The sequence below is a fragment of the Caballeronia sp. INML3B genome (genome assembly GCF_023631305.1).
Lineage (GTDB): Bacteria > Pseudomonadota > Gammaproteobacteria > Burkholderiales > Burkholderiaceae > Caballeronia > Caballeronia turbans.
Genome location: NZ_JALQDI010000048.1, coordinates 46,194 through 71,269, shown reverse-complemented (window position 1 = coordinate 71,269; position 25,076 = coordinate 46,194). Strand labels below are relative to the sequence as shown.

The following is a 25,076-nucleotide window of genomic DNA, read 5'->3' as shown; positions in this document are numbered from 1 at the left end:
GAAGAGGACATCTTGCATGCAAGCCGAGCCATATCGTTTCTGCAGGTACGAAGTCGACGGGCCGCTTCTTACATTGACGATCGACCGGCCCGAGGTTCTGAACTCGCTTCACCCCGATGCGCACCGCGAACTTGCCGACGCCTTCGACCGGTATGCGGCAGATCCCGCGTTGCGCGTGGCCATCGTCACCGGTGCGGGCGAGCGCGCCTTCTGTGTCGGCACGGACTTGAAGGCACTCGATGCTACCGGCGACCACACCAAGCCATCGACAGGCTTTGCAGGCATCACGCATCGCTTCGACTTGTGGAAGCCGTTGATCGCCGCAGTCAACGGCCTGTGTCTCGGCGGCGGCATGGAAATTCTCGCCGCGTGCGATCTCGCCGTTGCCGCCGCTCATGCGCAGTTCGGCCTTCCCGAGCCACGTGTCGGTCTGGCAGCGCTTGGCGGCGGCCTCCTGCAGCGCCTGCCAAGACAGGTCGGCATGAAGGATGCCATGGCGCTGGTGCTCACCGCCAGACGCATTCCGGCGGAGGAGGCGCGTCGCATCGGCCTGATCAACGAGATTGTGCCGGCAGCCGAACTGATGAGCCGGGCACGTGCGCTCGCCGACGACATTCTGGCCTGTGCGCCGCTCGCTATTCAGGCATCGAAGCAGGTGATGCTGAGAAGCCTCGCACAGGCGGACCTCGCATCGACGATGCACGAGGATTATCCGCTCGCGCAGCGCATGCTCGCGAGCGACGACGCGCGCGAGGGTCCCAAGGCGTTCGCCGAAAAGCGTCCGCCGAAGTGGACCGGCCAATAGCCGGGCGAACGCATCCATCCCTCGATCGGACCGCTCGAAGAAGCGGCCTGACATCTACCGGAGACGCAATTGACGCCGCAAGAACACACACTGAACGGCGACGCCGCCGTTCGGGCCCAGGATACCGATGACAAGCAGATGGCGAACCGCGCAGCGCTGAGCAGCATCGCGGGTTCTGCGCTCGAATGGCTGGATTTCGCCGCTTACGGAGCCATTGCAGCAACGGTCCTGCCACAGCTCTTCTTTTCCGCAACCGACACGACCACGGCCACGCTCGCCGCCTTTGCGACTTTCTCGGTGGGATTTGTCGCTCGGCCGCTGGGCGGTCTGATCTGCGGCGCGCTGGGCGATCGCGTCGGCCGCCGCAACATGCTCGTGTTTACGTTCCTGCTGATGGGCGTTTGCTCGTTCCTGATCGGCGTGCTGCCCACTTATGCGTCGATTGGCGTGTACGCTCCTGTGGCGCTCGTCGTACTGCGCTTCATGCAGGGCTTTGCGCTCGGGGGCGAGGTCACAGGCAGCCAGTTGCTCACGATGGAGCACGCGCCGAAGAACCGCCGCGGCTTTTACAGTTCCTTCATCGCGATGGGCTCGCCGCTCGCCCAAGTATTGGCGAATGCGGTTCTTTTCGGCGTCGCCGCGATCGTCACGAACGAACAGTTCCTGAGATTTGGCTGGCGTATTCCGTTTCTCTTCAGCTTCCTGCTGGTAGCGATTGGCCTGTTCATCCGCATGCGGATCTCGGAGACACCCGCGTTCGAAGCGCAGATGAAGCAGAAGCGTTCTGGTCGCGTGCAGTCAACCGCCGGTTTCGGCAAGCATGGCGGCACGATACTGCGTCTTATGATGGTGTGGGCCGCCGTGTCTATCGCGTACTTCATCGCGACGGTATTTATCCTCTCCTATGTGACAGGGAAACTCGGTATATCGAAGCAGACTGCGTTTGCAATTCTGATCGTCGCGCATCTTTGCTCGATGGTCGCGATGGGCTTCGGCGGCGCGCTTTGCGACCGCATCGGACGGCGACGCGCCATGCTGCTCGGCTCACGATCGATGCTTGTCGCGTTCATCGTGTTCTTCCCGCTGATCCTCAGCGGGCATGTTCTGCTGATTGGCCTGGCCATCGTGTTTCTGCTGTGCGCAGCGCAATTTCACGCCGGTGTACAGCCCGCCTATTTCGCCGAAGCGTTTCCCACGGAGTTCCGTTATCGCGGTTCCGCCGTGGCGTATAACCTCGCGGTCGTGATCGGCAGCAGCGCGCCGTTCGCCGCGACTCTGATCCAGGCGCACACAGCAGGCGCCACCTGGCCGATCGTCGCGCTCGGCATTGTGTTCAATCTGATCTCGATGTGGGCGATCCATGCCGGCCCGGAAAGTCACGGAGAGTGACATGACAAAGACGCGCATTGCTGTCGCAGGCGCCGGTTATATCGGCCTCGAACATATTGGATACCGTCGCCATCAACCTTCGTTTCGCAAACGGCGCCCTCGGCACGTTTCTTCTCTCCGACACGGCCGCCAGCGCGCGCAGCTGGGAACAGACGTCGCAGGAAAACAAGGCCTATCCGTCATACGCCGATGAAGACTGCTATGCGATTGCCGGTACGTTCGGCTCGCTTTCAATTCCGACGATGCGCCTCAAGACATACGGACGGGCCGAGGACCGGTCCTGGTGGAAGCCCTTCGATGTCGGCGTGGCCGAACTGACCCGAGACGACCCGCTTGAACATCAGATGGAACACTTCGGCAGAGTCGTGCGCGGCGAAGCGAAACCTATCGTCACTGCACGCGATGGTCTTCAGAATCTGCGCATCACCGAAGCGATCGTCAAAGCCGCGAAAACAGGCGCAGTTGTCGAGGCGGCATCGTTGGATTGAACATTAATCGACTGCAATCCACATTGGATGGAAGAATGAAAACGTTTCTTATGCTGCACGGCGTCAACCACAACATGTTTGGCAAGCGAGATCCCGTTCAGTACGGCACGGCTACGCTCGCCGACATTGATGCAAAATTGCAGGCGCTCGGAACTGAACTTGGCGTAAAGGTCGAAAGCTATCAGACCAACAGCGAGGGCGACATGTGCGAACGCATCCATCAGGCGTTTACCGATAAAGTCGATGGCGTGCTCATCAATGCGGGTGCATGGACGCACTACAGTTACGGCATCCGCGACGCACTCGCCATTCTGACCGTGCCCGTCGTGGAGATTCATATGTCGAACATCCACGCACGTGAGGCTTTCCGTCATCATTCGGTGTTCGCGGAAATCGTCAAGGGGCAGATTTGCGGGTTCGGTATAGAAAGCTATTCCCTCGGTCTGCGGGCGGCGGTGGCGGCGGCGGCCTGACAGCGTAGGCCGTCGGGTGCGGGTCGAATACGGAGACGGCGCTGATCATCGGCAACGAACAGGACGTCACGCGCGCACTGCTCGACGATCTGGCGCATGCGCCCGACGCGCGCTTCCGGGAAATCATGTCGGTGGTGGTCCGTCATCTGCACGATCTGGCGCGGGGAAGTTCGGCTCACCGAAGCCGAGTTCCATCAGGCTTGCGCCGTCGTGGCGAACTCGGGCAACTCAGCAAGTTCGGCGTGACGCATGCGCTCGTCGGTCGCTACCTGCTGCACGAAACCGGCGCCGCGCCCGCGACGGATATCGACGGTCCGTGGCATTCACTCGATCATCACGTCGTGATCGAGCCCGGCGAAGCGCGTCTGCCGGCACCGCCGATTACCGGAAAGGCGGCCGGCTGACTAAAGGAGTTGGATCATGCCTATCGCATTGATCAAGATTTTCGAAGGACGTAGCATCGAGAAGAAACGCAAGCTGATCGAGAGCGTATCGCTTGCCATGTCAGAAAGTCTGGATATCCCATAGACGCCGTTCGCGTCGTCGCCGAAGAGGTCCCGCCGGAGCTTTGGGGCCGTGGCGGGCGGACTGTCGCCGATCAGATCGCCGCGGGATCGGCCGCGCCGCCGAAGTCCTGAGCCCTCTCGCGGGCGAAGCCTCATGCGGCAGCCCACGCGCGGCGCAGGAACGCCGTGCTTTCGCGCATTCCGATCACGGGATCGCCCTTGATAGCGCACTCGCTGCTGAGCAAACCGGTGTAGCCACCTGCCTTCGCCGCGTCGTCCTCAATGCGCAGCGGCACGAGTTGACCCTCGATATAGTCAAGCCCCGCCTGCTGCATGAGCGGCGCCTGGTGACGAGGCCCACACCAGCCGAAACGGGGTGTGATCATGGTCGAAGATGGGTCAGCTTAGCGTGGCGAGCGAGCGCAGGACGTCGGGCGTCGTCGTCGGGAAGCCGAAGAATTCGAGGTAGGCAGGGATCTGTTCGAACAACATGTCCGAGCCGACCTGAAAGCGGCAGCCACGCCCCTGTACGGCCTTAAGAAACGCGGTCATCTCCGTTTTCATCACCCCTCGCCGACGAAAGTCACGGGTCAAATGCGTTCGACGTCGACAGGAAAGCGGATCGCCTTCGCTCATACCCATGCATGTACAACAAAACCAGCGACGGGCACCGCGTTTGAGGTGCCCGCTCAACGCGTCAGCGGGTCTGCATCGCCGCCTTTGCGAGTCGCACCTCGTCTAGCGCCTCTTCGCGCAACTGGTCGTACTGCTCTTTTGGAATGGGCACCGCATCCTTCTTGCCAAGATCGCTGAGACGCACGCGATAGGTCTCCCGTGCGCTCCATGCGGCCAGCGCCGAGATGACCGTGACGCCGAGTGTGATGGAGCCGATCAGCATAGGAACGTTATGCGATCCAGGGGGAGCAACGGCCGCGAAAAGCGCGGGAAGCAGGGCCGTGATGGTGGTGCCGATGTTCTGCGCGATTGCCATAGCGGACACGCGAAAGCGTGTTGGGAACAGCTCCGGATAGTAACCCGGGAAGATCGCGTTATAGCCCTGGTAGACCACGCCCCACATCAGGATCGACATGACGAAGGCGACCGGAAGATTGTGGATGCTGATCGCGTAAAGATACGCGTAAGACAGCAAGCCAGATGCAAGGGCACCGAAAATGATCGGAACGCGGCGTCCAATGCGATCGGAGAGATTTCCGACGAATGGGATGACGAGTACCGCTACGATGTTCCCCACCACCGGGATCCACAGATACACACTTGCATGGAAGTTGATTCCGTAGGAAGGCTGCACGGCATATGCGGCACCGAAGATCGTCGTGACGACCGGGATCACGTTCATGAAAGCCATACACACGACACGAAGCATGTCGGGCCAGCTGTACTTGAATGCTTCGAGAACCGGCGCACGAGCAACTTGGCCGCTGGCATCTTCCTTCGTGAATGCAGCCGTCTCATCGACTTCACGACGAATAACGAAGCCGGCAATCAGAACGCCCGCACTCAGCAGAAATGGAATGCGCCAGCCCCACGCGACAAACGCGTCCTCAGGCATGTAGTAAGCGAGCGGCAGGAAAACGGCGGCCGCGAGAATCTGGCCGGCTTGCACACCCTGCAGCGTGAAGCTCGCAAAGTAGCCGCGCCGACCGAATGGTGCCTGCTCCATGATCATCGAACTGGCGCCGGAGATTTCACCTGCCACCGCGAAGCCTTGAACGAGCCGCAAAATCACCAGGAGCGCCGGCGCAAGGACGCCCACCGATTGATAGGTCGGCAACAGGCCGACGGCCATCGTGGAAACGCCCATGAGAAACATGCAGATCAGCAGCACAGTCTTGCGACCGTGCGTGTCGCCCCAGTGCCCCAGGACGAAAGCGCCGATGGGGCGTGCCACGTAGCCCACCCCGTACGTCGCGAGCGAGGCGACGATTGCAATCTTGGGATCACCTTTAGGGAAAAAGATCTGAGGAAAAATCAGTGCGGCAGCCTGCGCGTAAATGAAGAAATCGTAGTACTCCAAGGCGGACCCGATCCATCCGCTGGCTCTCGCCTTGCGTGCCTGCTTTCGGGCTCGCTCATCCATGAGCCCGTCGTTCACCCCGCCTTGACGTGGCAGTCCTTGTTCCATGAACGTCTCCTGATTCGACTTAACTGGAGCAGCATCGTCGGCTGCGTCTCTGGTGACATGGTCTGGCGGTTGCAACGCGTTCGACCACTCAAATCCAAAATCAAGATACGCAGTTGCTTTCGCCCTTGCAATGCAATGATTACAATAGGGACATTGCGTCGAACAATGACCACCGTGACTACCTCTGAGTTGCCTGATCTCAAGTTGCTTCAGCTTTTCGATTTGCTGTACGACGTTCGCAGCGTCACCCGCGCAGCCGAGCAGTTGGGACAGGCTCAGCCAACAGTCAGCATCTGGCTTGCGCGCCTGCGCGATCATCTACAGGATCCGCTGTTTGTCCGCACGCCAGGCGGCATGACGCCTACGCCGCAGGCGGACGCCCTGATCGGGCCATGTCGGGAAATCCTGGAGTCGTTGCGTCGGTTTTCCGCGTGGGATTTTTCGTTCGATCCGATGACAGCGAAGCGGCGGTTTCGCATTTGCATGACCGATGCGAGTCACATCACGCTGCTTCCGCGAATGCTTGCGCACGTACGTGCACAAGCGCCGGGCATCCGGCTGGAGGCCGCGCGAATTGACGGCAACACGGAACGCGCGCTCGAATCGGGCGAAGCCGATCTGGCAATCGGGTATGTCCCGTGGCTCGGAAGCGGTATGTTTCAACAACAGCTCTACATGCAGGACTGGGTCTGCCTGGTCAATCCGAGCCATCCACGTATACGTGCAAGATTGACTCTCAAACAGTATCGCAGCGAGGGGCACGTCATCATTGCCGCAGGAACGGGCACGCAACTGTTAGAGCAGGCCCTTCTGCGCGAGGACATTGAGCGTGATGTTGTGCTTGAGCTTCCTGGGATGCTCGGGCTTGGATCGATCGTCAAGTCCACCGACCTCATTGCCACCTTGCCGCGCAACATTGGTGAAACGCTGGCGAGGGTGAACGACTTAACCGCCCATACGTGTCCGTTTCCGGTTGATAAGTTCGCAGTGCGCCAGCATTGGCACGCGAAATACCATCACGAGGCGGGTAATCGCTGGCTGCGCTCGGTCGTGGCCGATCTATTTCTGAGCATGAATTAGGCTTTGAACGCAACGGTTCGGTCGAAGAGCAATTCGGTTTAGGAAAGAGGTTCGCTAGCGCGGTGCCGTCGTCGCGCCACGCAGCCGAAAGAGAACCACACTTTCAACCGCGCACCAATTTTTGCGAGCTCCTGTGGGCATCCCCGTAGGCTCGTGTGCGAAAGCATCGACATGGGGCGGTACTTCTTTCGGCCGGGGTTCGGCGGTCAGATCACCTCACACAAAGCGGCAGCCCGCAGCCTGGGGCTGTACCGGCAAAGGGGCGTGGGGCGTGCATTAGTCAACCCGCGTGTTCTGCGTAGGACGGAACTACGCGGAGCATGCTAGAGAAATGGGTGGCAACCCGGACAAAGAGCCGCCGTTCTTTTTTCAGAAACCTGCGGACGCCGGGATTGACGCTACAGGTGTTGTGCCGTACCCACCGCTCACGTCGGATTTTCAGTTCGATATCGAGATGGTGACTGCGATCGGAAAAGAGGGGTTCGAGATAAGGACAGAGCAGGCACTTACACATGTATGGGGCTATGCAGTCGGCGTCGATTTGACGCGCCGAGACCTTCAGGCGCAAGCCAAGGCACAACGCCGGCCGTGGGACTGGGCGAAAGGGTTTGATGCGTCCGCTCCGGTTACGCAGCTTCGCCCTGTGAGTCAAATCGGTCACCCAACGACCGGTCGGATCTGGCTCGCCGTCAATGGTGAGGTTAAGCAAGAGAGCGATCTAAGCGAAATGGTCTGGCCGGTCGCTGACATCGTGAGGTACGTTTCGCAGTCGGTAGCTTTGAAACCGGGCGACATCATATTCTCGGGCACTCCCGCTGGTGTCGGTCCGCTGCATCCCGGTGATGTTGTTCGGGCGGTGTTGAGGGGATAGCTGGGTTCGAGTTCCGCGTGGGGCCGAAGTCGGCGGGCGCAGCGGCGACGGGGGCCAGCAAATGATGAAAACTCTCCGCGTTTTTTCGCTGGCCGCCTGCACGAGCATGTCGATAGCGGCTCAAGCAGGCACCTTGCCAAGCCTTGCCGTTTGCAACTTGTGACGAAGAGGTCTGGAAACTCGCCTGCTTGTAAGGTCCCGCGTACTGGACTACTGCCGGCCTTCTCCGACTATCTCCCTTTGCCGCGTCGCCAGCCGCCGGGCCACAAGGCGCCGTGGAAATCGAATTGCAATCGACAAGTACATCAGAAGCCGCCGATCGGGCTGCGGCGGATGCTCCACATGAGGCGTCGCGCCGGGAAGGGGAGCGCCCGACTGTCGGCAGTCGGCTACCCGACGTTGGATCGGAGTATTAGGCTCACCGGGCAGCGCACGTGGTCGATCACGCATGCGAATGGGGCCAGCACGCGTATCGTTCGATACGTTTGCGCATCGGCATTTCGCCCGCTGGTGAGCTGGGATATCTGTGTCGAGCGACAAGGCCGTTGACAGCGTTCCGTTGTAGAACGACCCGTGAACGCCTTCCGAGGGCTTAATGACAGCCGTTGGCCATGTGGTAGCCGGCTCCCGGTCTGCCGCCGGCTGGTATCTGGCTGTAGTCGGCGGGCGGATTCAACCGGTCGATGCAACACCTAGAATCTGCGTGAGCAGCGGAGGTGTTGCATATCAAGCAGCGACCGAGAATTTATTACTCCGAGATCCAGAAAGCGCTGATGTGGGACCGAAGGCGATTCCTTTCACGGTGAGCATCGGCGTGGCGACACGCGAGGCCGGTGAGCGCGACGTGAATGCGCTCATGCGGCGCGCGGACCGGCGTTGTATCACGCGAAGGCGGCGGGGCGTAATCGTGTCGAGGTTAGATGAACGCGGTGACGTAGTCTCATGCTGGAAACCGTGGCTGTGTCGGGTAGAAGCCGGGCCTGCAAGAAGCGCGAGTCCGCGCTTAATCCGTGAACAACGCCTTGCGGATGATCGCGTGCACGCCCCAGTTGCCATCGACGACTTGCGTGACGCCGAAGTCCACCGCCACCGACATCAGCGAGATGGCTTCGTCTTCGGTGAGTCCCTTGGTGGACATCAGAAACCGCCGCGTCTTGATGAAGGCATCGCGCATGGCCTGATCCAGCGTGGACTTCTGATAGACCTCGCTTTGCGCGCTGGTGCCGAATTCGGCCAGATAGTCGGGATGGCTGAAGCCGTGCAGCACCCATTCATCGGCGGTTTCGACAAGCGGATAGGTGAGGTCCGCGAACGACTGCGAGGCAAGCGTGGACTTCTTGTGCAGGATCAGTTCGAAGTCGCCGGTGAGCGAGCATTCGATGGCCGTGCCGCACAACTCGGAATCTCCTTGCGACGCGTGCGGGTCACCGATTGACAAGAGCGCGCCGGCCACGCCGACCGGCAGAAACACGCTTGCGCCCGGGCCCACGCGCCAGTTGTCGAGATTGCCGCCGAAGGCCGAAGGCGGAATCGAATCGATCAGACCGTTCTGCTGCGGCGCCACGCCGATCACGCCGAAGTGCGGTCGCACGGGAATGGTCACGTTCCTCAGCACGTCGTGATTCTCGACCACGCTCGCGTGGTCCACCGGCACGCCGGGATAATCGATGATCGGATGCAGCACGCCGAAGGGATCGCGCTGCGGCGTCCAGCGATAGTTGTAGACGGCGCGCGCATAGGCGCTGTCGTCGCGCGCTTCGTCCGTGTGGATCTCGTAGATGGTTACGACTTCGCGCGGCTTCGGTTCGGTGAGCAGCTCGCGATAATGAAAGCCCCACCACGCCGCAACGTTGCTGCCGAACGCGCGGCCGTGGAACTTCGGATTCGTGCAGCGGCGAGGATGAATATCGACGATGCGCACTTCGAGCACATCGCCCGGTTCCGCGCCCGTCACCGCAATCGGCCCGGTGCAGATATGCACGCCGAAGCCTTCGCCCGCGCCGCGTCCATAGATGGAGGCGTTCATCGGGCCCGCGCCGCGACGGTCGACGTTCTTGCGTTCGGGTGTCCAGTGGAACACGCTCTCCGCGCCGGGATCGCCCGCGATCATGCGGTCCCAGTCATCCGACGCATGCTGCGTGAGCGCTTCGACCGTCACCGTATCGCCGCTCGCGACTTCGAGCACGGGCTTGAGATCGTGGCTGAAATAGCCCCAGTGCACCGTGTTCGCCGTTGCCCGCAGCAAATGATGCCGCGGCCTGCCGCCCGTCCGCGCGGGCCGCGCTTGCACGGCATCGCTTTCTTCGCGCACGGCGACGAGCGTGTCGCCCGTCTCTTCACTGCGCGCTTGCGCGACCAGACTCGCGGCGTTCACCGGCAGCCCGCGCGATAGCGAATGCACGAGATGGCGCGCGAGTTCCAGGTTCGCTTCGTGCCGGAACGTGCGGGGCGATGCGCCATAACGCTCGCGGAACACGCGGCTGAAGTGCGCCGGATCGTTGAAGCCCCAGCGAAAGCAGATGTCGGATATGGAGACTTTCTCCGAGAGCGGATCGGCCAGTTCCGCGCGGCAGCGTTCGAGGCGGCGCGAGCGCACATAAGTCGAGAAACTCTGTCCGGCGAGTTCGAACAGCTTCTGCACGTAACGCGGCGACACGCGTTCGTCTTTGGCGAGCGAGGTCACGCTCAGGGCTGAATCGGCGAGATGCGTTTCGATAAAGCGGCACAGGCGCGCGAACAACGCCGACTGCGGCGGCGTCAGCCCGTTGAACGAACCTTTGCGTTCCTGTCCGGCAAGACAGGCCACGAGCATTTCGGCGAGCGCGAGTTCGGTGGGACGCAACTCCTGCGCGCTCAGCGTTTCGAGGCTTTCCACGACCGAACGCAGAAAGCCCGAGAAGATGTGGCCGATGCCCGTCGCGCCCGGCAGCAACGCCACGCGCAACGAGAGCGGCGAGATGACACGCGCGTTGATGGCGCTCTTAGGCGCCCGCACGATGAACGCGCGAAAGCGTCCCGCGAAAACCAGTGACGCGCTCTGTCCCGGCGCTGCATACACGATGTCATGCGGGCTCACTCGCTCGCGCAGACCATCGGCGATGAGCGTGGCGTCGCCATCGATCAGCAGCACGAGCATGAGACTGTCCGCATGATCCGCGCTCATCTGCAGCGTCTGCGCGGCCGAGGCGATGGTCGTGAATTCGATCCCGCCCGCCGACAGGCGCGAGGTCAGCGTGCCGTGCAGACCGCGTTCGCCGCCTTCGATCTTGCTGCGCCATCCGAGACGTGCGAGCGCCGCGTTCCATTCATGACGGCGTTCGAACTCGGGATACGACTCGGTGGTGAAGCGCGACAGGTTCAACGAAAACTCCACGATAGGCGAAGCAGGAAAAGCATTCCAAAAGCAACCTTCACGCCATCGCGCTGCTTACGGCGCCGGGTGCGTCGCGTATCAAAGACAGTGCATACATGCGCCATCGCGGCGCACGCCTGCACTTGCGCGCATCACGCGACGCGCTGCGTCATGCGTTCTTGGATGAGCGTGCACGCCAATACCAGCAGTTGTGCGCAGCCAGTCAAGTTCGCGAGATTTCGGTCGCCTACGCTCTGGGCATCGCAAGTCAATCGTCGTCAGCCGTCAGGAGCGTATCGATGCAAAGGAATCTCGTGGGCCGGTTATCTCGCGCAGGATTTGGCGCGCTGTGCGCGGTGTTGTTCGCCTTCGCGGGACAGGCGCACGCCGCCGCGCCCGCAGAATGCAGCGCGTTGCAGGCGAAGTACCCGCAGTTCAAGGGCAAGACACTCACCAATGCGATCAACCCACATACGCCGGGCTATGAAGCGCTCGACCCGAACGATCCGAGCAAGTACATCGGCTTCGATATCGATCTGGGCGAGTTGATCGCGCAATGCCTCGGCTTCACGATTGCCTACAAGCCCGTGACCTTCGCCGCGCTGCTCACGACCTTGCAGAGCGGTCAGGCCGATATCGTTATCTCCGATATCTACGCGACCGAGGAGCGCGCCAAGGCCGCGGACTTCATCACGTACTCGAAGGTGTTCGACGGCGTACTCGTCGCCAAGGGCAATCCGAAGAAGATCACCGGCATCAACACGTCGATGTGCGGCACGACCGCCGCCGAAAACACGGGCTATGTGGAAGTGCCGCTGATTCAGGCGCTGGCGCCGCAATGCAAGGCGGCCGGCAAGCCCGAAGCCACCGTGCAGCTTTACGACAACAACGCCAACTGCATCCAGGCCATTCTCGCGGGCCGCGCCGATACGTACATCAACGACGTGAACACGGTCGACCAGGCGGTGAAGGCGTATCCGGACAAGCTGGAGAAAGCGACCGCCGTGACCTTGCCGTACTTCGTGGGCATCGGCGTGCCGAAGGACAAGCCCGATTTCCGCGATGCCGTGATGGCCGCGCTCGTCGCCATTCAGAAGAGCGGCGCGCAGTCCGGGCTACTCAAGAAGTGGAGCCTCGGCGTCGAGAATCTCGCGACGCCGCAACTCGTCGTTGCGAAGTAAGCGCGGAAGCATCGGCTATGGACCTGTTCCTTCACTATCTCGGCCTGCCTTATCTGCTCGACGGCATCCGCTTCACGATCGCCGTCACCTTGCTCGGACTCGCGGGCGGGCTCGTGCTGGGACTCGTCCTTGCCGCCATGCAACTGAGCCGAATCGGACCGCTCGCGGCCATCGCGCGCGGCTATACGGTGATTTTTCGCGGCACGCCGCTGATTCTGCAACTCGTGTTCGCCTACGACGCCCTGCCGCATATCGGCATCAAGCTGAGCGCCATCGGCGCGGCGGGCCTCGCGCTCGCCGCGAACGAAGCGCCTTTCATCGCGGAGATATTCCGCTCGGGCGTGCTCGGCGTGGATCGCGGACAGACGCTCGCGGGGCAGGCGCTCGGCATGACGCCTTCCGTGTTGATGCGCCGGATCATCGCGCCGCAGGCCCTTCGCTCGATGATTCCCGCGCTCGGCAACGAAACCGTCAGCGCGTTGAAGAACTCTTCGCTGGCTTCGGTTATCTCTGTGGGTGAGCTGACCTTGCGCAGCACGCAGCTTGCATCGTCGACGTTCGACTTCTTTTCGATCTTCTTTGCGTCGGGTCTCTTGTATTTGTGTCTGACGGGCGCGATTGCCGCTATTCAGCTGATGATCGAACGCGCGCTCGATCTGGACCGCGCCAGCACGCGCGGCGGCTTCTGGGGACGACGCCGGAGCGCGCCTGTACCGACGCCCGCAGGCCCGACCGATCTGCCACCTGTCTTCGTCCCGGCGCCCGTCACACCCGGCGACCGCGCACGCCGTTACGACGCGCTGTCTCGTAACAGTACCGCCGTGCAGATAAACGGCGTACACAAGCATTACGGCGAGCAGCCGGTGCTCAATGGCTTCGATCTAAACATCCGCTCCGGCGAAGTCGTCGCGTTGCTCGGACCGAGCGGCTCGGGCAAGAGCACGCTGCTTCGCTGCATCAATCATCTGGAACAGTGGGAACAAGGCGAGATACGCGTGGGCGGACGTCGTCTCGGCTTTCGCGATGACGGGCGGCGCATGAATCCGCGCGAGCTTGCGAAGGAGCGCGCGAGTCTTGGCGTCGCCATGGTGTTCCAGCAGTTCAATCTTTTCGGCCATCTGACGGCGCGCGAGAACATTGCATTGCCGCTCGTCTGGGTGCATGGCGCGACGCTCGCCGATGCCAACCGACGCGCGGATGCCCTGCTCGAACGCGTGGGCCTCGCGCATCGCGCCGATGCTCTGCCGCGTCATCTGTCCGGCGGCCAGCAACAACGCGTGGCGATTGCGCGTGCGCTGGCGCCGAATCCGCGCGTGCTGCTTCTCGACGAGCCGACTTCCGCGCTCGATCCTGAACTCGTGGGCGAAGTGCTCGAAGTGATCCGCCGCCTCGCGCTCGACGATGGCCTGACGATGATCATTTCGACGCATCAGTTGCGCTTCGCCGATGAAGTGGCCGACCGCGTCGTGTTCCTGAGCGGCGGGACCGTCGTGGAGGACGGATCCGCGCATCAGGTTTTGACGCAGCCGCATCATCCGTTGACGGCGCGCTTTCTCAACGTGATGGGCGCGGGCAGCACGCTCGAAACCGTGCACTGAATCACATCGATAAGACACCCACTTGCCAAGGACGATTCAATGAAGCATTACACGCTGCCCGTTTCATCATCCACCGTGCATTGGGGATACTTCAGCAAACGGGTAGAACCGCGCCTCACGCTCAAGTCGGGCGACCGCGCCACCATCGAAACGCTGACGCATCACGCCAACGACGACCACGAGCGCATGATCGCGGGCGATCCGGGCGCGCAAAGCGTGTTCGAATGGACGCGCGAGCACAAGGCCGTTTCGCGGCGCGGCGCGGGTCCGACCGAAGGACCGTTCCGCCTGGGCGCTGGCGAAGGCGTGGGCGTGCATCTGCTGACCGGTCCGGTGGCAATCGAAGGCGCCGAACCTGGCGACGTGCTCGAAGTGCGCATCCTCGATGTCAGGCCGCGGCCCAGTTGCAGCGCGTGTCATGCAGGCAAGTGCTTCGGCTCGAACGTGGCCGCGTCGTGGGGCTTTCAGTATCACGATCTGATCGAGGAGCCGAAGCCGCGCGAAGTGGTGACCATCTTCGAACTCGATACTTCCGGCGAACCGTATGCGCGCGCGGTCTACAACTATGTGTGGACGCCGCAGACCGACCCGGATGGCATCGTGCATGCGACTATCGATTATCCCGGCGTGCAGGTGGATCACCGGCTCGTGACGAAGCGCGAAAACATCTTGCCGGATATCCGCGTGCCGGCGCGACTGCATTTCGGCACCATGGGCGTCGCGCCCGCCGAAGCGGACTATGTCAGTTCCATTCCGCCGAGCTACACGGGCGGCAACATCGATGACTGGCGCATCGGCCGGGGCGCGACCATGTATTACCCGGTGGCGGTCGAGGGCGCGCTCTTCTCCGTGGGCGACCCGCACGCCGCGCAGGGCGACAGCGAGCTAGGCGGCACGGCGATCGAAACATCCTTGACGGGGGACTTCGAATTCATCCTGCATAAGAAAGCGGACCTCGAAGGCACGCTGCTCGAAGGGCTCACGCATCCGCTGCTCGAGACAGATCAGCAATGGTCGGTGTATGGCTTCACGTTCCCCAACTATCTGGCCGAACTCGGGACTAGCGCGCAGGTAGAAGTGGCGCAGCATGCGAGCCTCGACAAAGCCATGCGCGACGCCTTTCGCAAGCTACGCCGCTTCCTGATGACGGTGCATGGTTTGAGCGAAGACGAAGCCATTGCGCTGATGTCGGTAGCGGCGGACTTCGGCGTGACGCAGGTGGTCGACGCGAACTGGGGCGTACATGGTTCGATCCGCAAGGACGTGTTTGCGAACTACAAGAAGAGTTGATCTTCGTCAGGTTGAGATCGAACGGATAAAGCGTTGATCGGCGCGATTCAGGACCTCCGATACCTCCCCTGTCAATCCGGCGACTTGATTGGTCGAGTCAAGCACGCACTGGATGCCTTGGCGCTGAACGCGCAACCACCTGCGCGGCGTCACGTCGTTGCCGCATCGCTTGCATAACTGAGACGAGCGGCCTGTCCATCTATCCATAACGTTCACGAATCTCTCACGAAGGGACTGGCTGGTCGCGTCCGCTCGTGTCGGCGGGCGAGAAGAGGGCATCGCCTGCACTTCGGCGATGCGCGTCGCGCACCAATCTGTTTCGTCGCCTTAACTGCGCTTTTGTCCGTCCGTGTCACTTTGGAAGACAACGGACATGCGGTCAGGCACGCCGCGCCAAGTATCGCCCGATTGCGGCCACGCGCGGGAAACCGGAACGGAAGCCGCTAAAGGGTAGGCGTTCCTAATCGACGCACGCGAAGGATGCCCTCATGCGACCCGCCAAAGTGCCTGCCACCGTCATTACCGGTTTCCTTGGAGCCGGCAAGACGACACTCGTGAATCATCTGCTCGAATCCACGCGGCCGATGCAGATCGGCATCGTCGTGAACGAATTCGGCGAAGTCGGTATCGACGGCCAGTTGATCGTCGCCGATGAACGCGCCGTGATCGAGATCAACAACGGCTGCGTCTGCTGCACGGTCCGCACCGATCTCGTCGCCAGCGTGCGCGACATGTTGATGCGCTTCGGCGATCGCCTGGAGCGGCTCATCATCGAAACGTCGGGCCTCGCCGATCCCGCGCCGGTGCTACAGACCTTTCTCGCCGATCCCGACCTGCGCGAGCGCGTGGAACTGGAATCGGTCGTCGCCGTGGTCGATGCGATGCACGCGCGGGCCCAGCTTCATGACGATATCGCGCGGGAGCAAGTGGTGTTCGCGGACCGCATCGTCGTCAACAAGACCGATCTCGTTTCGTCCGATGCCGTCGATGCGCTCGTCGCCGGGATTCGCCGGCTCAATCCGACTGCACGCATCGAGTACGCGCAGCGTTCCAGGATCGACGCGCATGCGCTTTTCGGCACGCGGAGCTTTTCGGTCGACAACCTGCTTGCCATCGAGCCGAAACTGCTCGACGAAGACAGCCACGATCACGAACACGACGACAGCATTGCATCGTGCGCGATCGTGGTGCCCGGTGGCATCGATGCGACGCGTTTCAACCGGTGGATCAATCAGCTCGTGCAAACGCAAGGCACACAGCTTCTTCGCATGAAAGGCGTGCTCAACATGCACGACGAACCGCGACGCCTGCATTTTCATAGCGTGCATATGTTGCTCGACACCACGTTCGGCCGTGCGTGGATGCGCGACGAAACACGAGAGAGCCGTTTCGTGATGATTGGCCGCAACATCGACGCCGCGCGAATGCGCGATGGACTTCTGAGTTGCATGAACTGAAGCCTTCATTCATTTCTTCTTCAAGGAGCTACGCATGAAAAAGCCAGAGGCATACACGGTGAGCATCGGCGTATTGGCGGTCGTCGATACATGGCTCACCGGCACGATCTTTCCGGTTCCCGTCTGGGTGACGTTCATCGCCTGGGCGTCGTTCTTCGTGCTCGGCGGCGGGCGCGCGGGCTTCGTCAAGAGCGTGGCGTCGAATCTCACGGGACTCGTGATCGCTTCGCTTACCTTGCTCTGCATTGCGACGACGAGCGGCGGCGCGATCGCGGTGGCGGTGCTGGTTGGCATCGGCAGCGCGGCGATGGTTCAGGCATCCAAGATCAAATTGCTCGACGTCTTGCCTGCGATCGTCTGGGGCTTCGCCTCGACCGTCGGCACGATGGTGGCCACAGGCAAGGCGATCACGACGGCGGGCATCGGCAATCCGGCGCTGATCGCGGCCGCCGCGCTCGTTACCGGCGCAGTCTTCGGCTTCGTCTCGGAAGTCGTCGGCGAAGCCCTGCAATTCAGACGCGAGCATCGGCTCGGATGAGACCGTTCCTATTCAAGCGGAGCACAACGTGAAGCTACAACATCATCTTGGCGGCATCGAAAATCTGGGGCCGGTCAGCACTGAAAAGCGCGTATTCGTCGAGCCATGGGAAAAGCGCATCTTCGGCATTCATACGGTCATTATGGCGGAGAGTGCGCATCTGTCGGACGCGCCGCATCGCTATCCGGTCGATACGCTGCCCACCGCCTTCAAAAGCAACTGGACCTGGGCCTCGCTGCGCACCGGCGCCGAAGACATGCAGCCGTTCGAGTACTTCAAATATCGCTACTACGAGAAATGGCTCGGCGGCATCACTCAGTTCTTCGTCGATCAGGGGTATGTGTCGGCGGAGGAACTCGCAGAGAAAACCGCCCACTACAGCGCGCACCCGGACGCGCCTTTACCCGATCGCCCCAATGCCGAACTCGCCGCGCAGATTGACGCCTATCTGCAGAACGGCGACTCGGGCTATCACGCGCTCGACGGCGCGGCGCGCTTTCGAGCTGGCGATGTCGTGCGTATTGCCGATCCCGAAGCGGTGGACCACACGCGCTTGCCGGGGTATCTGCGCAACAAGACCGGCGTGGTGGATCTCGTCTATCCCGGCGCGTTCTCCTATTTCGTCTCGACGGGCGCGGACGGTATCGGCGCGCCGATGCCTGTATATCGCGTTGCCTTCGACGCCGCGTCGATCTGGGGCGCCGGCAAAAGCGAGCCGAACACGACCATTTACGCCGACCTGTACGAAGCCTACGTGCAGGCAGCCGAATGAACTCGAATACAAGCCAACCACGAGCGAACCCATGAGCCAACTCTTCGAATTTTCCGACGACCGCGAAGCATCGAGCGCCGCCAAAGTGCGTGCGCTGGAAGCCTTGCTGATCGAAAAAGGCGTGATTGCCACCGACTCCGTCGATGTCGTGCTCAAACACTTCGAGACGATGGCCGGCCCGTTCAACGGCGCGAAGATCGTCGCGCGCGCATGGGTCGATCCGCAATACGCGAGGCGTCTCGTCGAGGACACGCCGAAGGCGATTGCCGAACTCTCGCTTCCACTCGGCATGACGGGCGCGGAAGGCGAGCATATGGCCGCGGTCGCGAACGATGCGAACGTGCATAACCTGATCATCTGCACGCTGTGTTCGTGTTATCCGTGGCCGGTGCTCGGCTTGCCGCCGTATTGGTACAAGGACCCGGTATTTCGCGCGCGCGGCGTGCGCGAACCGCGCGCCGTCTTGCAGGAATTCGGCGTACAGGTGCCCGCCACGAAGGAGGTGAAGGTGTGGGACAGCAGCGCGCAGATTCGCTGGTTCGTGGTGCCCGAGCGCCCCGCAAACACGGAGCATCTGAGTGAGGAAGAACTCGCCGCGCTCGTTACGCCCGAGTCGATGATGGGCGTTGCACTCGTCGAAGCGCCCGCAGCCTGAGGAGCGTGTCATGTTCACGCGTTTCGAAGAATACGCTGCCGCGTCGATGCTCGGCGCACCGGATTCGCCGCCGCGTCTCGACGGCAAGCTGCTGTTCACCAATCGCTGGGAGCGCGATGTGTTCGGCCTCGCGCTCTCGCTATCGAAGGCGGGATGTTTCGAGTGGGAGGACTTTCGCCAGAGCCTGATCGCGTCCATCGCGAAGTGGGAAGCAATCGAATGCGCGAATCAGCCGCGCTGGGACTACTACGAACGTTTTCTCGAAGCGCTGCTGAACGTGGTCGAGACGAGCGGCGTGCTGTCGCGCCGAGAGATCGAAGCTATCGTCGCGGCGCGCAGCCGCTGACATTTTTCTGACTCTTCCGGAGGTACTTCATGAATCAAGCTGTCCTGCATTCCACTGACACGTTCGAACCGATTCCGCTGCGCGAACTGCTGCCGTGGATGATCTTTGGCGGATTGCTGATGCTGCTGGCGCTGTATTTCGTCGGCGCGGAGCAGGGTGCTACCGCGATCTTTCAGGGCACCGCCATTCACGAGTTCGTGCATGACGGACGCCATCTGTTGGGCTTCCCCTGCCACTGACGAGGAGACGACGATGGTCGGCAAACTGTTGATGCGCGGCATGCTCGTGGGCCTCATCGCGGGACTGCTGGCGTTCTGCTTCGCGCGAGTGGCGGGCGAGCCGCAGGTCGAACGCGCGATCGCTTTCGAGGCCCATGAAGCACACGAGCACGCTCACGCAGGAGATGCGCCCGAGCCTGAAATCGTCAGTCGTGAAACGCAAGCCGGCGTGGGCTTGCTGACCGGCGTACTCGCGTACGGCGCTGCATTCGGTGGCCTCTTTGCGTTGTGCTTTGCCTATGCGTGGGGACGCGCGGGAAGCATGGGCGCGCGGCCGCTTGCGGCATGCCTTGCGCTCGCGGCTTTCGCCGCCTTGGTGGTGCTGCCGGCGCTGAAATACCCGCCGAATCCGCCTTCGGTGGGCGCCCCGGAAACCATCGGCATTCGCACCGCGCTTTATTTTTTCTGCATGGGGATTTCCGTCGCCATTACACTGCTGTCGATAGCTTTGCGCCAAGCGCTGTCGCGCAAATGGGGCGATGCCGACGCGACGCTCGCCGGTCTGCTGGCTTTCGCGATCATGACTGCTGCGATGCTCGCGCTGTTGCCGGCTATCGACGAAGTGCCCGCCGAGTTTCCCGCCACGTTGCTGTGGCAGTTCCGGGTGGCGTCGATCGGCATGCAGGCGATTATCTGGACGGTCATCGGCGCGGCATTCGGTGTGGCGGCAGAACGCATGGCGCTGCCCGGCGCAGCGCGCGCGCGTCGAGGCATGCCCATGAACAAGCCTGTTCTCAGAGGATCCGGATATCCGCGATGAAACGCATCAAGGTCGGAATGCTCGTCTTTCCTGGATTTCAACTGCTCGACATCGCCGGGCCGAAGGATGCGTTCGCCGAAGTCAAGGTGCTGAGCGGAGGCGAGTGCGAGTACGAAATGATGATGGTCGGCACGACGCGCGGCACGGTCCAATCGTCGAGCGGCCTGACGACCGTGCCGGATCGTACGATCTTCGATCCCTGCCCGGAGTTCGACACCATCATCGTGCCGGGCGGGCTCGGCATCTTCGACGCCTTCGACGATCCGGCGCTGAGCAACTGGCTGCGCGCGCAGCATCGGCAGTGCCGCCGCGTGTCCGCTATCTGCAACGGGTTGTTCGCCCTCGGCTCGGCGGGGCTGCTCGACAACAAACTGGTGACGACTCACTGGATGGACGTGCCCCGGCTCGCCAGCACTTTTCCGAAGGCGCGCATCGAGCCGGATCATATCTTCGTTCGCGACGGCAGCATCTACACGACGGCCGGTGTCACGGCGGGCATCGACCTGTCGCTCGCGATGATCGAAGACGACTTCGGTCGGCAAATGGCGCTCGATGTCGCCAAGTATCTGATCGTCTATCTGCGGCGCTCGGGCGGGCAGTCCCAGTTCAGTCCGCTGCTGGAAACGCAGGCTTCGCCGGGTTCGCAGACTATCGAGGTCCAGCAATTCATGCTGGATAACCTGCATGTGGATCATACGGTAGCGTCGCTCGCCGAACGCGTGCATATGAGCGCGCGCAATCTCTCGCGTATCTTCGCAAAGGATTGCGGCATCACGCCGATGACTTATCTCGCCAATGCGCGCATCGATGCCGCGCGGCGCTACCTGGAAGCCACGGACTTGCCGCTGAGAGTCATCGCACACCGATGCGGCTTCGAGGACACCGACAAATTTCGCCGTACGTTCCTGCGCCGTCTGCAGATTAGTCCGGTCGATTATCGCAACCGGTTCAGATCGAGGAACAAGCAAGAGTCGCTTAGTGCGGTTTGATGTGTCTCGCCATGCCGGGATGATGCGCTGAGATTGACTTTTCTGGCACTAAACGCGTGCATGGCCATGCACTTCTTCGGGGCTAATCGGCGCATTAAAACTTTAATTAAAGGTTAATTTTGGCGAGCCGTAAGAGGCGTAATAGATAGGTGGGCGAACGCGATCGCCGGCGGCCATTCGCTGCCCTGCGAGCGCCCGCCTGCATGACTTTTCTCGCACGCTTGCAAACGTCTCGCCCATGAAACGGAATCCTTTCTTCAAGCTGCTCGCGCGTTTGCGCGTGGGGCACAAGTTGCTGCTCATCTACCTGCTTGATCTGAGCGCGGTGATCTACATCAGCGGGATTCTGATTCACGAAAAGTATCTGGCGATTGATTTTTCAAACAAGGAGATTGTCGGCAACGCGTATGTTCACGAGGTGGAACATAGCATCACGTCCATCGCAATGGCGGGCGCGGGCAAACCGCCGACGGCGGCGCAACTCGATGCAGAGGTCGACAGGCTCGTTCGTGCCGAGCAGCAATACGGCGCGCAGATGGGAAGCGCAGAGCCCAGCAACGCGCTGCGGACCGCTCTGCAGACGATGGCGCACGAGCGTGAACTCAGGATCGCGTCGACGGACCAGGCGCTGACCGCCTCCCGCGATTTGATAACGCGCATCGGTAATCAGTCGAACCTGATTCTCGACCCGGATCTCGACAGCTACTACGCGATGTCGCTCTCGATCTTGCGTTATCCCGCACTGCTGACCGCGGTGAACAGCATCGGCCGCCATCTGCACAACGGCGTTCACGCGCGCTCGCGAGAGGAAGTGCGTTCGCGCTATCTGGTCCTCGAAGGGCAACTCGACGGCGTCATGCAGGGTTTGCGGTCGGACTACGCCGAGGCGGGGGCGGCCAATCGTCAATTCGAGCGCACGCTCACCCCGTCGTTCGATCGTATGCGCACTGCCGTCGAGGCATTCAGGCATGCGGCGCGGGTGGTGGTGGACGACAACGTGGCGCCGGATGCAGCGGTGCTGATGATCGTCGACAGCGCGCAGCAAGCGCTGGTTCAAAGCGTAGACGACCTCTGGCGCGATACCGGCGAGCAGCTCGACGGCCTGCTGCATGCGCGCGTGCACGCCCTGTTTTCGCGCATGTGGCTGCATTTGGGGACGGCGCTTTTCCTGCTGTGCGCCATCCTTACGCTAGTTTATTGCGTCGCGCAGCAGATTTCGTCGCCGCTACGCAAACTCGCGCGCGTAATGGATGTGGTGCGCCGTACCGGCGATCACACGAAGCGCGCCGACTGGGACAGTCAGGACGAGATCGGCCAACTCGTGCGCGGCTTCAACGAAATGCTTGCGCAGCTGGACCGCGAACGCGTCGTGCAGAAGGAATTGGCGGCGACCGCCCGCGCGTCAGCCGCGCAATCAGCGCTCGTGGAAGCCACGCCCGTGCCGATGGTAGTCACCGCTATTCCCGGCCACGAGGTATTGCACGCCAATGCTCCAGGACTCTTCTGGCTCAATGGAAGCAGCACCGACCCGTGGGCTCAGGGCCTCGACTCCGCCACCCGCGCGCGCTTTTTTCAGCAACTTTCCGACCGCGAAGCCATCGACGAATTCGAAGTTCACTGGAAAGCCACCTCTCAGCCGAGCTGGGCGATGCTGTCTGCGCGCCGTCTCGACTTCCAGGGACGCGACGCCATTCTCACCGCCTTCACGCCGATCAATCAGATCAAGCTCATGGAGCAGCGGCTGGAACTGTGGGGCAAGGTATTCGAGGCATCGTCCGAGGCGATCGTCATCCTGAACGCCGAGGCGCATCTGCTCACCGCGAATCCTTCGTTCTTTCGCGCAACTGGCTATCGGATGGACGACGTGGCGGGCAAGCCGCCGGCCTTCATCGACACGCAGACGCAGGACGACGAAAACGGCCCGCTGGGTAACCTCCTGCAACGCGTCGGGCGCAGCAGTACGTGGCACGGGGAGGCGCAAATAAGCCGCCGCGAGGGCGGTGACTATCCGGCGTGGCTCATGATCAGCGCAGTACACGACAAGCGCGGCACCGTATCGCATTACATCTGCACGCTTATCGACATCACGGACCGCAAGAAGAGCGAAGCGCGCATTCAGTTTCTCGCGCAGCACGACGTGCTCACCGAACTGCCCAACCGTGCACTCTTTGCCGCGAAACTCGGGGTCGCCATTGCAGCAGCGCAGCGAACGCGGCAGCGCGTCGCGGTGCTGTTCATCGATCTCGACCGTTTCAAGAACATCAACGATTCGCTCGGGCATCACATCGGTGACGGCTTGTTGCGGTCCGTGTCGCGACGCCTGCTCAATGCGGTCGGCACCCACGACACCGTGAGCCGCCTGGGCGGAGACGAGTTCACGGTACTGCTCAACGGAGTCGGTCACGCGAGCGAAGTGGCGCGCAGCATCGCACAGCGGCTACTCCCGCTGCTTCGCGAAGCGCATGAAGTGAGCGGGTTGACACTGCAGGTTGCAAGCAGCATCGGCGTCGCACTGTACCCGGATGATGGCGAAGACATCGATACATTGATGCAGAACGCCGACGCCGCGATGTATCAGGCCAAGTCTGCCGGACGAAATCAGGTCAAGTTTTTCGCGGCCGACATGGCCGAACAGGCGCGTCATCGGCTCGCGCTGGAAACGGGTTTGCGCACGGCTATTGATCTCAGCGAGTTGCGGCTCGAGTGGCAGCCGTGCCTCGAAGCGCGGTCCGGTGCGCTCGCGAGCGTCGAAGGACTGCTGCGCTGGAAGAGCGCGGTACTGGGTGAAATCGGTCCGGCGGTGTTTATCCCGGTGGCGGAGGACACGCGCCTCATCGTTTCCATTGGCGCGTGGGTGATCGAGGAAGCATGCCGACAGCTCGCCGCCTGGCGCGACGAAGAGGGCCTCGAAATACGCGCGTCTGTCAACATTTCGGCGATCCAGCTACGCGAGCCGGAACTCGTTGCGGCGCTTGGCAAGAGTCTGCTCGCGCATGGCGTACCGCCGCATTGCTTGGAACTCGAAATCACCGAGACGGTTCTCATGGATGGCGCCGAACACTACGCGCAAGCCATTCACGCCATTCGCGGGCTAGGCGTCAAGCTCTCGCTCGACGACTTTGGCACCGGCTACTCGAGTCTCAGCTATCTGAACCGGTTTCCGCTCGACCGTCTGAAGATCGACCGCGCGTTCGTGCGAGACATGCTCGACGCGTCCGCTGATCTTGCCATCGTCAAGGCGATCGTCGATCTTGGGCATGAGCTTGGTTTGCGCGTGGTGGCCGAAGGTGTGGAAACCGGCCATCAAGCGCAGGTATTGCGCAAGATCGGCTGCGATGAGTTGCAGGGCTTCCTGTTCGCACCGGCGATCCCAGCCGAAGAACTAGTGCTGTGGAACAGGGCGCGGCAAGACGAGGCGCTCGATGCTTCGCCGGCTTGAGGCGATCCCATCGCCACATGCGAGTCCCGACTAGCTATTCAACAAGGCCGGCGCTTCGTAGAACTGTTGAGCATCAGTGTAGAGCGTGCAGCTATGCAGTCGGAGGCCGTCGGCGAGGATATGCGGACTTACGCGCAGGAAAGGTTCGTCGGCTTTTTTCGGCGGGTCACGGGTCTGGTTTCGACAACGGCGCCAGCAGTGATGCACCGATGGCTGTGCCGAGCGCACTCATGATCAGATAGACAATCATCGAAAGGATCACTCCAGCGATGATGGAACCCCACGACAGCCGCGGCAGGCCGTCTTTTGTCGTAAGCAGTCGCATGATGTGTTCTCCGTCAGATCGTTTCGGGCGATGGTGACGTTGCGCAATACGCATGCCGGTTTCCTTGAGGTCGGAAAAACTCATCCCTCGGTCAGGCGCAAAGGGTTGAACCCGCCACGTCTGCGGCTCGGGTCTGCAGTTTCTTCCGGGGCGAAGCGCTAGGGCGCGACTTCCTGCGGCGCGAATTCAACTCTGCGTCTTTTTGGGAAACCCGGCCGCCCGAGCCTATCGGTGGGCTTCTTTTCTGTCTCGGTTTAGTCAACGCGGCCGGCTTCGCATTTCAAGGAATACGGCTATTGGTATCAGTGCTGCTACCTCGCCGCTTGGCGGAAGCCGGCGGC

Annotated in this window: 22 protein-coding genes and 4 pseudogenes; 21 read left to right on the top strand and 5 right to left on the bottom strand. The window is 61.8% G+C overall.

Annotation, left to right across the window (positions count from 1 at the left end):
• Window positions 1-16 precede the first annotated feature (16 nt).
• The 6 genes and pseudogenes from NCS58_RS22025 to NCS58_RS22000 all read left to right on the top strand — a co-directional run bounded on the left by NCS58_RS22025 (window position 17) and on the right by NCS58_RS22000 (window position 3,683).
• Window positions 17-805: an enoyl-CoA hydratase-related protein gene (locus tag NCS58_RS22025; RefSeq protein WP_061119056.1), complete on the top strand. Its 789-nt coding sequence runs from the start codon at window positions 17-19 to the stop codon at window positions 803-805.
• 69 nt (window positions 806-874) lie between these two features.
• Window positions 875-2,194 carry an MFS transporter gene (locus tag NCS58_RS22020; protein ID WP_061119057.1) on the top strand — a complete coding sequence of 440 codons (1,320 nt, stop codon included), beginning with the start codon at window positions 875-877 and terminating at the stop codon, window positions 2,192-2,194.
• A 59-nt stretch (window positions 2,195-2,253) separates the two neighbouring features.
• A pseudogene (locus tag NCS58_RS22015) lies at window positions 2,254-2,682 on the top strand (Gfo/Idh/MocA family oxidoreductase); the annotation flags it as partial.
• 35 nt (window positions 2,683-2,717) lie between these two features.
• Window positions 2,718-3,155 carry a type II 3-dehydroquinate dehydratase gene (gene aroQ / locus NCS58_RS22010; protein WP_061119058.1) on the top strand — a complete coding sequence of 146 codons (438 nt, stop codon included), beginning with the start codon at window positions 2,718-2,720 and terminating at the stop codon, window positions 3,153-3,155.
• A gap of 200 nt (window positions 3,156-3,355) precedes the next feature.
• Window positions 3,356-3,559 carry a hypothetical protein gene (locus tag NCS58_RS22005; protein WP_061119059.1) on the top strand — a complete coding sequence of 68 codons (204 nt, stop codon included), beginning with the start codon at window positions 3,356-3,358 and terminating at the stop codon, window positions 3,557-3,559.
• A 16-nt stretch (window positions 3,560-3,575) separates the two neighbouring features.
• Window positions 3,576-3,683 (top strand): tautomerase family protein, encoded by a 108-nt coding sequence (locus NCS58_RS22000; protein ID WP_250477566.1) that lies wholly within the window; start codon window positions 3,576-3,578, stop codon window positions 3,681-3,683.
• Between the two features lie 130 nt (window positions 3,684-3,813).
• On the opposite strand, the gene NCS58_RS21995 is transcribed toward NCS58_RS22000, so the two are convergent.
• The 3 genes and pseudogenes from NCS58_RS21995 to NCS58_RS21985 all read right to left on the bottom strand — a co-directional run bounded on the left by NCS58_RS21995 (window position 3,814) and on the right by NCS58_RS21985 (window position 5,759).
• The gene (locus tag NCS58_RS21995; protein WP_061119061.1) at window positions 3,814-3,996 is read right to left on the bottom strand and encodes a hypothetical protein; all 183 of its coding nucleotides are present in this window, start codon (window positions 3,994-3,996) and stop codon (window positions 3,814-3,816) included.
• Window positions 3,997-4,060: 64 nt separating this feature from the next.
• A pseudogene (locus NCS58_RS21990) lies at window positions 4,061-4,309 on the bottom strand (shikimate dehydrogenase); the annotation flags it as partial.
• A 49-nt stretch (window positions 4,310-4,358) separates the two neighbouring features.
• Window positions 4,359-5,759 carry an MFS transporter gene (locus tag NCS58_RS21985; protein ID WP_061119096.1) on the bottom strand — a complete coding sequence of 467 codons (1,401 nt, stop codon included), beginning with the start codon at window positions 5,757-5,759 and terminating at the stop codon, window positions 4,359-4,361.
• A 219-nt stretch (window positions 5,760-5,978) separates the two neighbouring features.
• On the opposite strand from NCS58_RS21985, the gene NCS58_RS21980 reads away from it, so the two are divergent.
• The 3 genes and pseudogenes from NCS58_RS21980 to NCS58_RS21970 form a co-directional block, all read left to right on the top strand.
• The gene (locus tag NCS58_RS21980; RefSeq protein ID WP_061119097.1) at window positions 5,979-6,884 is read left to right on the top strand and encodes a LysR family transcriptional regulator; all 906 of its coding nucleotides are present in this window, start codon (window positions 5,979-5,981) and stop codon (window positions 6,882-6,884) included.
• 286 nt (window positions 6,885-7,170) lie between these two features.
• Window positions 7,171-7,820 (top strand): annotated as a pseudogene (locus tag NCS58_RS21975) (fumarylacetoacetate hydrolase family protein); the annotation flags it as partial.
• A gap of 719 nt (window positions 7,821-8,539) precedes the next feature.
• A pseudogene (locus NCS58_RS21970) lies at window positions 8,540-8,679 on the top strand (diguanylate cyclase); the annotation flags it as partial.
• Window positions 8,680-8,758: 79 nt separating this feature from the next.
• Here NCS58_RS21970 and NCS58_RS21965 read toward each other — a convergent pair.
• A complete protein-coding gene (locus NCS58_RS21965) occupies window positions 8,759-11,116 on the bottom strand; it encodes an acetamidase/formamidase family protein (RefSeq protein ID WP_061119098.1) in 2,358 nt (785 codons plus the stop codon).
• Between the two features lie 290 nt (window positions 11,117-11,406).
• On the opposite strand from NCS58_RS21965, the gene NCS58_RS21960 reads away from it, so the two are divergent.
• From NCS58_RS21960 to NCS58_RS21905, 12 genes are all read left to right on the top strand, one after another.
• On the top strand, window positions 11,407-12,288 hold the full coding sequence (locus tag NCS58_RS21960; protein ID WP_061119099.1) for an ABC transporter substrate-binding protein: 882 nt from the start codon (window positions 11,407-11,409) through the stop codon (window positions 12,286-12,288).
• Between the two features lie 17 nt (window positions 12,289-12,305).
• The gene (locus NCS58_RS21955) at window positions 12,306-13,886 is read left to right on the top strand and encodes an amino acid ABC transporter permease/ATP-binding protein (RefSeq protein WP_061119063.1); all 1,581 of its coding nucleotides are present in this window, start codon (window positions 12,306-12,308) and stop codon (window positions 13,884-13,886) included.
• Window positions 13,887-13,925: 39 nt separating this feature from the next.
• On the top strand, window positions 13,926-15,176 hold the full coding sequence (locus NCS58_RS21950; RefSeq protein ID WP_061119064.1) for an acetamidase/formamidase family protein: 1,251 nt from the start codon (window positions 13,926-13,928) through the stop codon (window positions 15,174-15,176).
• A gap of 488 nt (window positions 15,177-15,664) precedes the next feature.
• The gene (locus tag NCS58_RS21945; RefSeq protein ID WP_061119065.1) at window positions 15,665-16,633 is read left to right on the top strand and encodes a GTP-binding protein; all 969 of its coding nucleotides are present in this window, start codon (window positions 15,665-15,667) and stop codon (window positions 16,631-16,633) included.
• A 34-nt stretch (window positions 16,634-16,667) separates the two neighbouring features.
• Window positions 16,668-17,171 carry a DUF1097 domain-containing protein gene (locus NCS58_RS21940; RefSeq protein ID WP_061119066.1) on the top strand — a complete coding sequence of 168 codons (504 nt, stop codon included), beginning with the start codon at window positions 16,668-16,670 and terminating at the stop codon, window positions 17,169-17,171.
• Between the two features lie 28 nt (window positions 17,172-17,199).
• A complete protein-coding gene (gene nthB / locus NCS58_RS21935; RefSeq protein ID WP_250538880.1) occupies window positions 17,200-17,943 on the top strand; it encodes a nitrile hydratase subunit beta in 744 nt (247 codons plus the stop codon).
• 31 nt (window positions 17,944-17,974) lie between these two features.
• Entirely contained in the window at window positions 17,975-18,598 is a 624-nt protein-coding gene (gene nthA, locus NCS58_RS21930) for a nitrile hydratase subunit alpha (protein WP_061119068.1), read from the top strand.
• Window positions 18,599-18,608: 10 nt separating this feature from the next.
• The gene (locus tag NCS58_RS21925) at window positions 18,609-18,944 is read left to right on the top strand and encodes a nitrile hydratase accessory protein (protein ID WP_061119069.1); all 336 of its coding nucleotides are present in this window, start codon (window positions 18,609-18,611) and stop codon (window positions 18,942-18,944) included.
• Between the two features lie 29 nt (window positions 18,945-18,973).
• The gene (locus NCS58_RS21920; RefSeq protein WP_061119070.1) at window positions 18,974-19,183 is read left to right on the top strand and encodes a CbtB domain-containing protein; all 210 of its coding nucleotides are present in this window, start codon (window positions 18,974-18,976) and stop codon (window positions 19,181-19,183) included.
• A 13-nt stretch (window positions 19,184-19,196) separates the two neighbouring features.
• Window positions 19,197-19,982 (top strand): CbtA family protein, encoded by a 786-nt coding sequence (locus NCS58_RS21915; RefSeq protein WP_061119071.1) that lies wholly within the window; start codon window positions 19,197-19,199, stop codon window positions 19,980-19,982.
• Window positions 19,979-20,971: a GlxA family transcriptional regulator gene (locus tag NCS58_RS21910; protein WP_061119072.1), complete on the top strand. Its 993-nt coding sequence runs from the start codon at window positions 19,979-19,981 to the stop codon at window positions 20,969-20,971. Before NCS58_RS21915 ends, NCS58_RS21910 begins: the two co-directional genes overlap by 4 nt.
• Window positions 20,972-21,209: 238 nt before the next feature.
• Window positions 21,210-24,410, top strand: coding sequence for an EAL domain-containing protein (locus NCS58_RS21905; protein WP_250477565.1), 3,201 nt, complete (start codon window positions 21,210-21,212; stop codon window positions 24,408-24,410).
• A gap of 166 nt (window positions 24,411-24,576) precedes the next feature.
• Here NCS58_RS21905 and NCS58_RS21895 read toward each other — a convergent pair whose 3' ends face one another.
• A complete protein-coding gene (locus NCS58_RS21895; RefSeq protein ID WP_061121423.1) occupies window positions 24,577-24,819 on the bottom strand; it encodes a hypothetical protein in 243 nt (80 codons plus the stop codon).
• Window positions 24,820-25,076 lie beyond the last annotated feature (257 nt).

Bases quoted from the DNA above. Each gene is read 5' to 3' on its own strand.
- NCS58_RS22025 (WP_061119056.1), top strand. From the start codon at position 17: ATGCAAGCCGAGCCATATCGTTTCTGCAGGTACGAAGTCGACGGGCCG.
- aroQ (WP_061119058.1), top strand. From the start codon at position 2,718: ATGAAAACGTTTCTTATGCTGCACGGCGTCAACCACAACATGTTTGGC.
- NCS58_RS22000 (WP_250477566.1), top strand. From the start codon at position 3,576: ATGCCTATCGCATTGATCAAGATTTTCGAAGGACGTAGCATCGAGAAG.
- NCS58_RS21995 (WP_061119061.1), bottom strand. From the start codon at position 3,996: ATGCAGCAGGCGGGGCTTGACTATATCGAGGGTCAACTCGTGCCGCTG.
- NCS58_RS21985 (WP_061119096.1), bottom strand. From the start codon at position 5,759: ATGGATGAGCGAGCCCGAAAGCAGGCACGCAAGGCGAGAGCCAGCGGA.
- NCS58_RS21960 (WP_061119099.1), top strand. From the start codon at position 11,407: ATGCAAAGGAATCTCGTGGGCCGGTTATCTCGCGCAGGATTTGGCGCG.
- NCS58_RS21955 (WP_061119063.1), top strand. From the start codon at position 12,306: ATGGACCTGTTCCTTCACTATCTCGGCCTGCCTTATCTGCTCGACGGC.
- NCS58_RS21950 (WP_061119064.1), top strand. From the start codon at position 13,926: ATGAAGCATTACACGCTGCCCGTTTCATCATCCACCGTGCATTGGGGA.
- NCS58_RS21945 (WP_061119065.1), top strand. From the start codon at position 15,665: ATGCGACCCGCCAAAGTGCCTGCCACCGTCATTACCGGTTTCCTTGGA.
- NCS58_RS21940 (WP_061119066.1), top strand. From the start codon at position 16,668: ATGAAAAAGCCAGAGGCATACACGGTGAGCATCGGCGTATTGGCGGTC.
- nthA (WP_061119068.1), top strand. From the start codon at position 17,975: ATGAGCCAACTCTTCGAATTTTCCGACGACCGCGAAGCATCGAGCGCC.
- NCS58_RS21925 (WP_061119069.1), top strand. From the start codon at position 18,609: ATGTTCACGCGTTTCGAAGAATACGCTGCCGCGTCGATGCTCGGCGCA.
- NCS58_RS21920 (WP_061119070.1), top strand. From the start codon at position 18,974: ATGAATCAAGCTGTCCTGCATTCCACTGACACGTTCGAACCGATTCCG.
- NCS58_RS21915 (WP_061119071.1), top strand. From the start codon at position 19,197: ATGGTCGGCAAACTGTTGATGCGCGGCATGCTCGTGGGCCTCATCGCG.
- NCS58_RS21910 (WP_061119072.1), top strand. From the start codon at position 19,979: ATGAAACGCATCAAGGTCGGAATGCTCGTCTTTCCTGGATTTCAACTG.
- NCS58_RS21905 (WP_250477565.1), top strand. From the start codon at position 21,210: ATGAAACGGAATCCTTTCTTCAAGCTGCTCGCGCGTTTGCGCGTGGGG.
- NCS58_RS21895 (WP_061121423.1), bottom strand. From the start codon at position 24,819: ATGAGTTTTTCCGACCTCAAGGAAACCGGCATGCGTATTGCGCAACGT.